At 41.4% G+C, this 12,572-nt stretch carries 9 protein-coding genes and 2 tRNA genes; 5 read left to right on the top strand and 6 right to left on the bottom strand.

The annotated features are described in order from the left end of the window. The first annotated feature begins 416 nt into the window (after positions 1–416). The 5 genes from ACQP6D_RS03070 to ACQP6D_RS03050 all read left to right on the top strand — a co-directional run bounded on the left by ACQP6D_RS03070 (position 417) and on the right by ACQP6D_RS03050 (position 6,991). Positions 417–1,994 (top strand): inorganic phosphate transporter, encoded by a 1,578-nt coding sequence (locus ACQP6D_RS03070; protein WP_267404546.1) that lies wholly within the window; start codon positions 417–419, stop codon positions 1,992–1,994. 176 nt (positions 1,995–2,170) lie between these two features. After that, positions 2,171–3,307, top strand: a complete 1,137-nt coding sequence (locus ACQP6D_RS03065) for a polyamine ABC transporter substrate-binding protein (RefSeq protein WP_427857403.1) — start codon at positions 2,171–2,173, stop codon at positions 3,305–3,307. 411 nt (positions 3,308–3,718) lie between these two features. After that, positions 3,719–4,471, top strand: coding sequence for a 5'/3'-nucleotidase SurE (surE, locus tag ACQP6D_RS03060; RefSeq protein WP_427857402.1), 753 nt, complete (start codon positions 3,719–3,721; stop codon positions 4,469–4,471). Then, positions 4,465–5,142 carry a protein-L-isoaspartate(D-aspartate) O-methyltransferase gene (locus ACQP6D_RS03055; RefSeq protein WP_323811382.1) on the top strand — a complete coding sequence of 226 codons (678 nt, stop codon included), beginning with the start codon at positions 4,465–4,467 and terminating at the stop codon, positions 5,140–5,142. Before surE ends, ACQP6D_RS03055 begins: the two co-directional genes overlap by 7 nt. An 808-nt stretch (positions 5,143–5,950) precedes the next feature. Further along, a complete protein-coding gene (locus ACQP6D_RS03050; protein ID WP_427857401.1) occupies positions 5,951–6,991 on the top strand; it encodes a zinc-dependent alcohol dehydrogenase family protein in 1,041 nt (346 codons plus the stop codon). An 88-nt stretch (positions 6,992–7,079) separates the two neighbouring features. Here ACQP6D_RS03050 and ACQP6D_RS03045 read toward each other — a convergent pair whose 3' ends face one another. The 6 genes from ACQP6D_RS03045 to ACQP6D_RS03020 form a co-directional block, all read right to left on the bottom strand. After that, positions 7,080–8,087: an aldo/keto reductase gene (locus tag ACQP6D_RS03045; RefSeq protein ID WP_370389680.1), complete on the bottom strand. Its 1,008-nt coding sequence runs from the start codon at positions 8,085–8,087 to the stop codon at positions 7,080–7,082. 194 nt (positions 8,088–8,281) lie between these two features. Continuing rightward, positions 8,282–9,253: a LysR family transcriptional regulator gene (locus tag ACQP6D_RS03040; protein WP_427857400.1), complete on the bottom strand. Its 972-nt coding sequence runs from the start codon at positions 9,251–9,253 to the stop codon at positions 8,282–8,284. Positions 9,254–9,652: 399 nt separating this feature from the next. Then, positions 9,653–10,453: an ABC transporter permease gene (locus tag ACQP6D_RS03035; RefSeq protein ID WP_427857399.1), complete on the bottom strand. Its 801-nt coding sequence runs from the start codon at positions 10,451–10,453 to the stop codon at positions 9,653–9,655. Then, a complete protein-coding gene (locus tag ACQP6D_RS03030; RefSeq protein WP_427857398.1) occupies positions 10,453–11,403 on the bottom strand; it encodes an ABC transporter ATP-binding protein in 951 nt (316 codons plus the stop codon). The genes ACQP6D_RS03035 and ACQP6D_RS03030 overlap by 1 nt, the downstream gene beginning before the upstream one ends. Before the next feature lie 980 nt (positions 11,404–12,383). Continuing rightward, positions 12,384–12,460 (bottom strand) — tRNA-Asp (locus ACQP6D_RS03025). 32 nt (positions 12,461–12,492) lie between these two features. Beyond that, positions 12,493–12,568, bottom strand: a tRNA-Val gene (locus ACQP6D_RS03020). Positions 12,569–12,572 lie beyond the last annotated feature (4 nt).

The following is a 12,572-nucleotide window of genomic DNA, read 5'->3' as shown; positions in this document are numbered from 1 at the left end:
CTGCATGAGCTAAATGTGTGATTGAGAAAGCCGGCTAGATAAGCTTGCGGCAGTAGCACAAGTATGTACGTCACTGAGAATTGGCTGACACTGTATCTGGTAGTAAACAGATTGACTCCGGTAAATCGTGGCAGATTATATAGACTGTCTGTATACTCAATGTAACAAAATAGCGAATGAATTCCATATGGTTGAGGCTAAGCAAAGCTGTGTCTTGCTGAGATTAGTATGTGATAAGTCGCTGCTTGAACAGCGAAAAAAAATAGGCTTTTAAGGAGAAAAACCAACAGCCGGCAAAATTATTGTGTCTGTCACAAAGTTGTCATGTTGGTCTTTTACAATAAGTCAGGATAGCACCTGCTAATAGGGAGAAAACTGTGTCTGCTTCGTCTACGACCTCGTCGTCTGGGGCAATTATGTCTGTATCTGGGAAAACGGGTAAAGTAAGTATTGTTTTGTTTCTGCTGATATTGCTTAGCGGATTAGCTTATGCTGCGGTGTGTATCTATCATGATCTGCAGGGTATTCCCCGGTCTTCATTGCTGGTCTATGCCTTATTAACAGTTGCTTTGCTGATTGCACTGGCATTTGAGTTTGTGAATGGGTTTCATGATACGGCCAATGCCGTAGCCAGCGTGATTTACACGCGCTCGCTCAGTCCTAATACTGCTGTAATCTGGTCTGGTGTGTTTAATTTTCTCGGGGTAATGCTATCTACCGGTGCTGTTGCTTATGGTGTGATTTCACTGCTGCCGGTTGAACTGATTCTACATATGGGCAGTGGCGTCGGATATGCAATGATATTTGCATTATTGTCCGCAGCAATTATCTGGAACCTTAGTACCTGGTGGCTGGGTTTGCCTGCATCCAGTTCGCATACGTTGATTGGTTCGATTATCGGTGTCGGAGTGGCCAATCAGCTAATGTCTGCTCATCTGGGTACCAGTGGCGTGAGCTGGAAACAGGTGATCAATGTGGGCGAATCCCTGCTTTTTTCTCCGCTGCTTGGTTTTGTGCTGGCTGGTCTGCTGCTGATTTTATCGAAAAAATTGCTGCGAATACCAGCCTTGTACCGTGCACCGGAAAATGACGCTCCGCCACCGTGGCCGATACGCCTATTGCTGATTTTTACCTGTACCACGGTAAGCTTTGCACATGGTTCGAACGATGGTCAGAAAGGCATGGGACTAATTATGCTGATTTTGATAGGAACCGTCCCAATGGCCTATGCATTGAATCATGCTGTGCCCAGAGAAGAATGGGTGAAGTTTTCGGCTAATTCGCTTTCTGCCCAGCAAACTATAGAAGGATTGCTGCCAGCGGGCTTGGTACTGCCGCAAAATGCAGATGCACGTGCTGAGGTCACTGCTTTGGTAGAAGACAAGCAGGGTACGCCGCAGCAGCTGGCAGCGCTCGCGCAGCTGGTGCATATTGTGGCGCATGATGTCAGTAAAAGCGACAGCCTGCGTAATCTGCCGCCGGAGCAGGTAGGCAATATTCGCAATGATATGTATCTGGTGTCAGAATCGCTAACCTTGCTGCAAAAAAATAGCTTGCATCGCCAATATAATCTTAATTCGGCACAAATAGCGAGTTTGAAGGCTTATCATACGTCTATAGATCATGCTACCAAGTATATTCCGGTGTGGGTGAAGGTACTGGTGGCACTAGCGCTGGGACTAGGTACACTAGTGGGTTGGAAGAGAATTGTGGTAACAGTGGGCGAAAAAATCGGTAAAACTCATTTATCGTATGCACAGGGTGCTTCTGCCGAGCTGGTGACTGCTTCGCTGATTTTTGCTGCCGACCGTTTTGGCTTACCGGTCAGCACCACACATGTACTGACTTCGGGTATTGCCGGTACCATGGCTGCCAATAAAAGTGGATTGCAAAAGTCTACCATCCGCAATCTGGTTATGGCGTGGGTATTGACCCTACCTGTTTCCATACTGCTGGCCGGTGTATTATTTTGGTTTTTCCGTACGATTTTTTAGCATATCGGGCAAGTTTGTGTCCTTGCTGGGTGCATACACTGTAATAATTTGCCAAATACTCTTGCGTGGTGCTGTATTTCACAGTTTAATGTCGGTTTAGAGGTGGCTGTGCTGGTGCACGTCATATAGATACTTGCTTCCCTCATTACTGTGGGCATACAAATTGGAAATCGTGTATGAAAAAATCACTGGTATTGTCAGCCATCGTCAGTGTGCTGATTGCTGCATGCTCGGATGCCGGTACAGCAAACAAAAATGCGGCCTCCACTAACGGAGTCATGAATCCCACAGATCAGCTCAATATCTACAACTGGTCGGATTACGTAGACCCTGATACCGTAAAAACTTTTGAAAAAGAAAATAAAATCAAAGTTCGTTACGACTATTATGACAGTAACGAAACACTAGAAGCTAAAATCCTGATTGGCCGTTCCGGCTATGATTTGGTGGTGCCGTCTATAGCCAATGTCGGCCGCGAAATCAAGGCGGGCGCCTATCAGCCCGTTAACAAAAGCCAGCTGTCTTACTACAATAATATCGACCCTAATCTGCTAAAAATGATGGATAAGGTCGATCCAGGTAATAAATACGCAGTACCTTATTTCTGGGGTATGAATACCATTGGCATCAATAAGGTTCTGGTTGATAAAGCACTGGACGGCAAGCTGCCAGATAATCTGTGGGACTTGGTATTCAATCCTGCCTATACGCATAAACTCAAAAGCTGTGGCATTTCGCTGTTTGACAGCCCTACCGAGCTGTATCCTCTGGCTCTGCATTATCTGGGTAAAGACCCGAACAGTAGTGCGCCGGAGGATATCCGTGCGGCAACCAATTTGATTAAATCTGTGCGTAATGACATCAAGCGCTTTAGTTCTTCAGGCTATATAGATGATATGGCGCGCGGAGACCTGTGTGTAGCTACAGGCTATGGCGGCGACCTGAATATAGCCAAAAAACGAGCTGAGGATGCCAAAAGCGGCGTTCATTTAGAGGTACTGGCACCGAAAGAGGGAGTGGGTATTTGGATTGATTCATTTATGATTCCCAAAGATGCTCAGAATGTTGCCAATGCGCTTAAATACATCAATTACACTCTTGATCCTAAAGTGGCTGCCAAAAATGGTAATTATGTAACGTTTGCTCCGGCCAGCAAACCGGCACGGGCTCTGATGAATAGCAAAATCAGTAGTGATCCAAGTATATTCCCCACACAGGCAGTGCTGGATAAAAGTTTTGTGGTATCACCCAAATCTCAGGATGCAGTGCGTCTGGCGGTACGCCTGTTTCAGCAGGTAAAAGCAGGTCAATAGCGATTGATTGCTGAAATGCAAATGCTCAATTCTTTCATTGCCTACATCTTAGTAGTCTAAAAAAACGAACCGTTTCGGTTCGTTTTTTATGTTATTACTTTTACACAGTTTCCATTGATAACAGTTAATCAATACATCCTGTCTGGTCGTTTTACACAGAATATCTGCATTGCATGCTTGTTTGTTGGCACAAAATCAGCATATATAGCTGTCAGAACAGGTGTAAACCCTTATAATTAGTGGCTGAGCTTAAAGCAGATAGGTTTCAGCAGAGATTCTGGCAGTTGCCTGCAGATGGCTTTCAGGTGTCTCCAGCCTTTTATTTCAATAATTGAAACAGGCTACCAGCAATTTCTATGGGCTTAAAGTAGCCCAGTTGTAGCAAGACAAAGATTTTTAACTGGGATAGGTATGAGAATTTTAATTTGTAACGATGATGGATATTTATCCGCAGGATTAGCTCTACTAGCGAAGGTGGCGGCAGAGTTTGCCGAAGTAAGAGTCGTGGCACCGGAAAGCGACCAAAGTGGTGTAAGTAACTCATTTACCCTCAATCGTCCTCTGTCGATAAAAAAAGCTGCTAATGGCTTTTTTTATGTCAACGGCACGCCCACTGACTGTATCCACGTTGCGCTGCATACCATGTCCGATTTCAAACCAGATTTAGTGCTTTCTGGCATCAATCATGGCGCCAATATGGGCGATGATGTCTTGTATTCCGGTACCGTAGCTGCTGCTACCGAAGCATTTTTGATGGGTATACCGGCACTGGCCTTTTCGATTAATGACCGCAGTGGCCGCTACTGGGAGACAGCTGAAAAATCGGTAGCTACTGTTTTATCCAAAATATGCGCACAGCAGCCAGACCAACCGTTGTTATGGAATATCAATATTCCGGCTGTTACTCCAGAGAGTGTTCAGGGTTATCGTGTGGCCAGACTCGGCCGACGGCATCACGAACAGTGTATTGTGCCGTTAGATAGTCCACGCGGCGAAACCATGTATTGGATTGGTGGTGTAGGGCCTGCCGATACCAGCTGGCAGGATACGGATTTTAGCGACAATGAAGCCGGTTTCGTGACTATTACACCGCTTACCCTTGATTTAACTGATTATCAGCAAATGGGTGCAGTCAGCACTTTTTTGCAAGATGTTCAGTGGTGACAGAAGTGGGACAAGGCGTGAGCTGGACAGGCTATGAATTCCGGCGGGCACGGATGGTAGAAAGACTGCGCCAAATGGGAATTACCCGCACGGAAGTGTTATCCGCTATGACTGCTGTGCCGCGTCACGTTTTTGTTGAAGAAGCACTGCGTTCGCATGCGTATGATGATATGTCGCTGCCTTTAGGGTTGGGACAGACCATTTCCCAGCCGTATACTGTGGCAGTGATGACGCAGTTGTTGTTTGCCAGACGCGCTATCAACCCGAGTCTGCGTATTCTGGAAATCGGGACCGGCTGCGGATATCAGACGGCTATTCTACAAGCACTGGGTTTACGCGAAATTTATTCTATTGAGCGGTTGCGTCCGCTACATGAGCGCGCCAAACAAAACCTGCGTGCAGTTCGTTTACTTGCCCATGCACGGCTGGTATGTGGCGATGGCTATCTGGGCTTACCTCAGGAAGCACCTTTTGATTGCATTATTCTCACCGCTGCACCGAAAGAAGTCCCCTTGCCGCTGTTGCAGCAACTTTCTATTGGCGGGCGCATGGTGTTGCCACTGGATGAGGGAGGCGTGCAGTTTTTGTGGGTAATTGATAAAACAGCCGAAGGCTATCAGGAAACCTGTGTCCAACAGACTTTATTTGTGCCATTGGTGAATGATAAATAAATCTATCCTTGTAAAAAATTAAGCTTGATGTTAACAACTCTGCCGTGAGCCAAAGGCTGCTTACTGATATTAAGATTACATTTTTCGCAGATAGCAAAATACCATCTGTGTAAATTAACAGAAAATTACCAAAACTACTGCCATCAAGATTGAGATTTGCGGTGCTATCTCAATTTGGTGTTCAGGTACTTGGCAAATAATGTCCTCATGTCCATAGGCATAGCAGCCGAAAATAATCATATTTCTTATGCAGGCTGTATTGTCTAACCACGATGAAATGGCCGCAAATATTTGTAGTATCAACAGCGCCATCGGCAAACGAAGTGTCGAAATAACCTTTCTTCCTTCGTAGCTGATAGGCAGCTTAGGCTTAAAACACTTGTAATAATAGCTTTTGCTAACTTTAACGCACTGAAATATTTGGTCATATCTTCATTATTGGTTAGATTACAATGCTGATGCAAACATTCACACTGTTGCTGCGCTCATCTTTCAGATACTACTAATAAATGGAAGGTACAACAGCCTGACCGCAGCAAAAACAATAGCACTAAAATAGACTTTTTATATTTCCTAAACAACTTTAATTATTACCCTATTAATAAAATCCTGTATAAAACAGAATTACTGGAAAAGCGATATGAACAAAATTTGCTCTGAAAATTGGTTTGTCAGTTAGGGCAGAGTTTGTATCATCTTTACCAGTGCCGGTGGGAGAAGTAAGATAATCAAAGCAGATGAATTATCCGCTATAAGCAATTTAATGAATCTGGAATCAACCGATTCAATAAGATAGGGATAGATAAAGATGAAAGTTGCCGTTTTTGTGGAACCCGGTAAAGTAGCCATACGAGAAATGGACAAACCAGTTATACAGCAGCCCACTGATGCCATTATTCGTATTGTTCGTGCCTGTGTTTGTGGTTCAGACTTATGGTGGTTTCGCGGTATCAGCCAGCGCGAGTCTGGTAGCACAGTGGGTCACGAAGCCATTGGTGTGGTGGATGAGGTTGGCGATGCCGTAACTCATATTCGAAAAGGTGATTTTGTTATCGTCCCTTTCACCCATGGCTGCGGCCATTGCGCTGCATGTGAGGCTGGTTTTGATGGTAACTGCCTGAACAAACAAGATGGTGGCAATGGCGGCTATCAAGGTGAATATCTGCGTTTCAGTAATGCTGACTGGGCTCTGGTAAAAATTCCTGGTCAGCCACAGGATTATTCAGACGCAGTGCTCAATTCGTTGCTAACACTGGCTGATGTGATGGCTACCGGCTATCATGCGGCTTCCAGTGCTGAAGTTAAAGCAGGGGATACTGTGGTGGTGATGGGAGATGGTGCCGTCGGCTTGTGTGGTGTAATAGCAGCCAAACTACGTGGAGCAAAACGCATTATTGCCATGAGTCGCCATCCGGACAGGGCATTGCTGGCACAGGAATTTGGTGCCACAGATATTGTGCCCGAACGCGGCGAAGCAGCTGTTGCAAAAGTTTTGTCCATGACGGCTGGAGCAGGCGCGGATGCGGTGCTGGAATGTGTAGGCAGTGAAGAATCTTTACAAACTGCTATCGCGGTTGCGCGGCCAGGAGCTGTTGTAGGTTGTGTTGGCGTGCCGCATCAAAACGAAATCAAAACAGGTGATATTTTCTGGCGCAATATAGGGCTGCGTGGCGGTATCGCCAGCGTAACCACTTACGATAAGAATTTGTTGCTTCAAGCAGTGTTGGATGAAAAAATTCAGCCGGGAAAAGTATTTACCCAGCGTTTTGCTTTAAATGATATTCAGGCTGCATATGAAGCCATGGATCAGCGTAAGGCGATTAAGTCTTTGTTAGTTATTGATAATTAATTGATGATAAAAAATTCCCTGCCGGTAATTAACTATCTGGCAGGGAATATATTTTTTCAATAATGTTTTACATTGCTATGCTTTAAAATTAAAAGATACCTTTCATGCCTTCAGGGGTATAACGTTCGCCCTGAATGTTGATAGTATTTTTTAAATCATTTAAAGTCTGAACATCAGCTGCGTCGAGCTTTAACAGACTTGCCTGATTGTTTTCGTGCAGGTATTTAGGGTTTTTGGTACCTGGAATTGGTACGATATGTTCCCATTGTGCCAGCAACCAGGCCAGTGCAATTTGTCCCATAGTGCAGTTGTATTTAACTGTCATTGGTTCGAGTGCCTGTAGCAGCCGTTTATTATGTTCAAGATTTTCATCCTGAAAGCGTGGGTTAGTGCGGCGGAAATCATTTTCAGACAATTCGTCTTTGTTTTGAATTTTACCAGTCAGGAAACCACGACCCAGTGGAGAGTAGGGCACCAAACCAATATTTGATTTTTTCAAAATTGGAAGGATGTCATCTTCAATTTCGCGTGTCCATAAAGAATATTCGGTTTGAACTACATCTACCGGATAAACAGCACAGGCGCGCTGTAATACAGGCACAGATACTTCGCATAAACCAACATTGGCAATTTTGCCTTCTTTTACCAGATCAGCCAAAGTTTGCATGGTTTCTTCTATTACCGCATCTGGGTCAATACGATGGATATAATAGAGATCAATCTGCTCAATACCTAGTCGTGCCAAAGATTCATCACAGCATTTTCTAATATAGTCTGGATGGTTATTAATATTGCGGTTATATCCGGAAGTACTGTTTCTGTCTATACCGCACTTAGACGCGATTGTCAGCCCAGCGCGGGTTGAAGCCGGCAGGGTTTTTAATACTGAACCAATCAGCTTTTCATTAGCTCCGCGCCCATACATATCGGCTGTGTCAATTAGCGTAACGCCGCTGTCGATTACCTCATGCAACATTGAGCTTGCTTTAGCTGTATCAATGTCGCCATAAAATTCACTCAGCCCCATGGCACCATAGCCAATAGCTGAAACGGTTAAATGCTGGCCAAGTTTTCTTTGTGGTAGAGATTGAGTCATTATTGATTTTCCTATCAGTGAAATAATGCCAGAACTGTGTCTTTCAGGAATTTATCTTTTCGGCGCAGCTCTGAACAATGCTTAATTGCTGATACTGATAGTAATTAATCAAATCTGTTTAGAGAAATACAAAATTATTGATACAAAAAACATATCAATGTGGTTGTAAATTTTTACTTATCACAAACATTAGCTTATGCTGATTCTTTAGGTAAATCTTGTTGTGTAAAGTATTCCGTGATGGCCAGAATAGTAGGATTATCCATAGCTGAAGTATGCCACAGAAGATGCATATCCATCGAAAGCATTTGTTCATATTTCGCAGTCAGTTTTTTATATACCACGCCTGCTACTTGAGCCTGTGCCATTGAATCAGGTAGTAGCAACATGGCTCTGCCCATAGCTATTTCCATAAGCATAGTCAAAAAATTAGGTAACTTTTCTTTTAGCAACAGTGGCTTGCTAAGTTGACTATTTACCTTTTGTAACTTATCGTACAAATTAGGATGCTGATAACGCTTACACCAATACAGCGGCAAATCCTGCACCATATTTAAATTAATTTCTTGCTCTACACTGGCAGGATGCTGCTCGGGCAAAGCCAAAACCAGTTTTTCCCTATGAACTAATAAACTTTTGGCTTGAAGGCTGGTGTTTTTATATTCAGAAATAATCACCATATCTATATTGCTTTTATTAAATTCAGCCATAAGTTCTTTGCAAGTATAATCTTGCTGTAACAAGTCGATATGTTGATTAAAGCGGCGGATAAATTCACTGAACAGTGGAATAAAATTAAAACCAAGAATCTTGGTAATACCCATTGTTACCTTACCAGCAGGCAAATTATGCACATAATTGACTGCCTGTGATAAACCTTCCAGCCAGCTTTTCGCTTTTTCCCTGAATTCTCTGCCTTGTTCGGTCAGCAACACATAACGGGTATTGCGCACCAGCAAAGTAGTTTGCAGTTTTTGTTCCAATTCCTTGATTTGCATAGATAGCGGCGGCTGACTAATGCCTAGGCGGCTGGCTGCTTTCCGGAAATTACCTTCTTCACACACTGCCAGAAAGTATTGCAGCTGCTTTATAGTTGGCAGATGCCGACTGTAAAGAACTGAATTGTCTGGATGTAATTGTTCCTGAGGCGGTGATGAATAAAGCATATTTTCCCCTGTTTAAAGTAATGAAAAAACAGCAATAGAGATAGTATAAATCAATTTAATTTCAAAAAAATATATGTATTCTGGTTACGAAATGTTAATTTATTTATTTATTTTCATAATTTTGCCGGTATTTGCAATCTGTTGAAAAAAATTCATTCTGAGCAACTGATGATGCAGTATCTAAAAAAATGAAGCCAGTTACAAAGACCCAGACAGTGAAATTTTTACACTGAAGAATGGGTGTAATAAAACAGGTATAAGAGAAGTGGATACTGGCTTAATCTAATGGCCTATACCAACACTACAGATGAATATCAAGAGCAGCGTGTGAGTAAGTTTAGCTGAATTGGTAGGTTTGCAATGCCAATTCAGCTCGTGAACTTCTTTATTAGATTAAGTTTAATTGGCTAAAGATATATCCCGCCGTCTAAATATCATTACTGCTATAAGAAATAAGATGCAGGTATAGACAATATTGGCCGTAAAGGTAATATATAAATCTTTATCTATAGATTGAAAGTATGTGTTTTTGATCAATTCAATCAAATAATTATTTGCGTTTAGAGGGGATAATTTATAGATTAAACTATCTGGGGATAAATCAAAATAGCGTAAATTTATAATTTTCCACAGAATATCTGCAAAGAAATAATAGATAAAACAGAAGGCGGTTATAAAGGCGGTACTGTTGGTGAAGGTTGAAAGTAGTAGTGCTAGAGAGGAGTAAAATATCGTTACGACTAATGAGAGTGCAATAAATAACACGATCGTTTTCAATATTGCATTGAATTCGGGCAGATGAGCTGTGGCCAATAGCTGTAATAATAAAACACCGATTGCACTTAATATCTGTAATACCGGCATAAACAGAATAATGGAGCCTATTTTTGCTAGTAGTATTTTATAACGCTGGTAGGGGCGAGTAAGAATAAATTTGATTGTACCACGGGATATTTCTGTGCTCAGTGTATTAGATGCCATTAATATGGCAATATAATTAGAATAATAATAGCATATTGTCATCCCCCAAATAAATATCTTTTCTGATTTTTCAGGTGTAATAGCTGTATCTGATTTGCTGACGGCTAGATATATTCCGCCATAATAAAAGATATATACAAACAATAATATTAATGGCATAACAATTGTGTAGGTGGATTTACTAAGGTATTTACGCCATTCATTTAAAATTAACTTCATTATTTAATTCCTTTTTGATACTTTTGATTATCGTTATGAATGATGCTGAGGAATGATTCTTCCAGTGAGCTTTGGGTTAGTTTTATGCTCAGCAGGGGTATATTGTGTTCAATTAGTAGTTTGGCTATTTGTGCTCTTGGGTCTTCTTCAGATTGGTTAATCATGATTTCGAGACTGTTAAGCTGATTGTTTACCTGATAACCATGTTGCTGAAGTATTTCTTCAGCCTGTAATATGTTTCCTCCGACTTCTAGATGAATGATATTATTGGATTTCCCTAGAAAATCATGTATGGAGCCTGCATATATTTGTTTTCCTCGATTGATAATGAAAATATCGTTAACAATTTCCTGTAATTCGGAGAGGAGATGGCTGGAAATAATAATGCTGTTGCCGTCGCGGACAAAGTCTTTCATTAGGCTACGAAAATCTTTTATTCCCTCAGGATCAAGCCCATTCATGGGTTCGTCCAGAATAAGAACTTTAGGCTGATGAATGGTGGCATTGGCAACACCTAATCTTTGCCGCATGCCTAGGGAGAAGCCTTTTACTTTTTTCTTTTCTGCGCCTTTAAGTCCAGTATGGGCCAATGTTTGCATGATCTCTTCATTGGTGATGGCCCGGCGGCTCATATTGGCAAAAATTTGCAGATTTCTGAAACCAGACATGTAATTATAGAATTCTGGGTTTTCGATTATTGTGCCTAAATTGAATGCCGCTTTTTCAAAATCTTTCTGGATATCATAACCACAGATTTTGATTTCTCCGCTATTGGGAAACATTAGGCCGGTAAGCATTTTCAGCATGGTGGTTTTACCAGCGCCATTTGGCCCTATAAATCCCATGATGCGTCCGGGGGCAATTTTAAAGCTGATGTTTTCCAGAATCTGCCGGCCTGAAATTTTTTTGGAAACTTGGTTTACTTCTATCAGATAATCAGTATTGCTCACGATAAGCCTTTCTTATTGTTTGTTTTGTTGTGAATCGATTTGATGCAAGAGTTTCAAGTTTTGCATATTTGTCTCCGATGAAAAGATATATGAATAATGATTTCAAAATATTTTTAAATAATAATGTATTATACAAAAATTAACAATTATATCTAATAAATATGCAGAGTAACTTTTATGTTTGTGCGCATTAGTTGATATGTATGAGTTTTGATTTTTGTGGTTTTTTTGGGCCAGGATATTTAACAGATAACTTGTGAAATTGATTTAATCTACAGCTAAAAGGGTTTGATTTTTTTGTTACGGATTAGACCTTGATAAGTAACCAAGTGTTTTATTCAGATTAATGATTTTACACGGAGGTATTGCGTCCGCATTTTTTTAGAAATAAAGGCATGGCTACTAATATGTCGCTGTTTTTTATTAGTTCGTTGTAATCTTTTTTAAATCAATTGATTGGTTACATTAGTATAAAAGTTGTTTTTAAATTTTTTTGAATATTTTTATATTAATAAATATATTGGTATATATTTGCTTGATTTTATAACCAGTATTTTAGGTACCTCTTTAAATTTTTGATATCGTTTATTTCTCAATAATGATTTAAAAACATTTTTATTAGGGCAACAAGGTTTATTTAAGGCTTATTAAAAGATTAGCAATTTTGTCTTTGTTGGTTCTAAAGTTCTTGGTTTATTAGGATTCTGAAAAATTTGGATTATATTGCTTTTTTACTAATTAGTATGAATACTGGAATGTAGCCCCAATTTGTGTTGAAGCTTGGCAAGCAGGATAGTGCTTGAGTGCTGGCTTGTTTGGATGATGCTGAAGTAGAAATTTTTAGCTCTAGAGCAGAATACAAGTTGATCGCTACTGGGAGTATATTTGTTGAATTCTTAACAAGATTGGCTAGTGTGAAAATTCTTGGGTAGGGCTGATAATAAAAAAGCACAGCATAAGCTGTGCTTTTTTATATTATTTGGCGCGGCGGACGGGGCTCGAACCCGCGACCCCCGGCGTGACAGGCCGGTACTCTAACCAACTGAGCTACCACCGCGCAAGTTTTACGCTATTGCATAAAACAAAAACTGGTGGGTGATGACGGAGTCGAACCGCCGACATTCTGCTTGTAAGGCAGACGCTCTACCAACTGAGCTAATCACCCGTAC

This window comes from Snodgrassella sp. CS2, from assembly GCF_050310315.1.
Taxonomy (GTDB): domain Bacteria; phylum Pseudomonadota; class Gammaproteobacteria; order Burkholderiales; family Neisseriaceae; genus Snodgrassella; species Snodgrassella alvi_E.
This window is presented reverse-complemented; position numbering and strand designations above follow the sequence as displayed.

Coding starts and splice junctions, on each gene's coding strand:
- surE (WP_427857402.1), top strand. CDS start 3,719: ATGAGAATTTTAATTTGTAACGATGATGGATATTTATCCGCAGGATTA.
- ACQP6D_RS03035 (WP_427857399.1), bottom strand. CDS start 10,453: ATGAAGTTAATTTTAAATGAATGGCGTAAATACCTTAGTAAATCCACC.
- ACQP6D_RS03070 (WP_267404546.1), top strand. CDS start 417: ATGTCTGTATCTGGGAAAACGGGTAAAGTAAGTATTGTTTTGTTTCTG.
- ACQP6D_RS03040 (WP_427857400.1), bottom strand. CDS start 9,253: ATGCTTTATTCATCACCGCCTCAGGAACAATTACATCCAGACAATTCA.
- ACQP6D_RS03050 (WP_427857401.1), top strand. CDS start 5,951: ATGAAAGTTGCCGTTTTTGTGGAACCCGGTAAAGTAGCCATACGAGAA.
- ACQP6D_RS03065 (WP_427857403.1), top strand. CDS start 2,171: ATGAAAAAATCACTGGTATTGTCAGCCATCGTCAGTGTGCTGATTGCT.
- ACQP6D_RS03045 (WP_370389680.1), bottom strand. CDS start 8,087: ATGACTCAATCTCTACCACAAAGAAAACTTGGCCAGCATTTAACCGTT.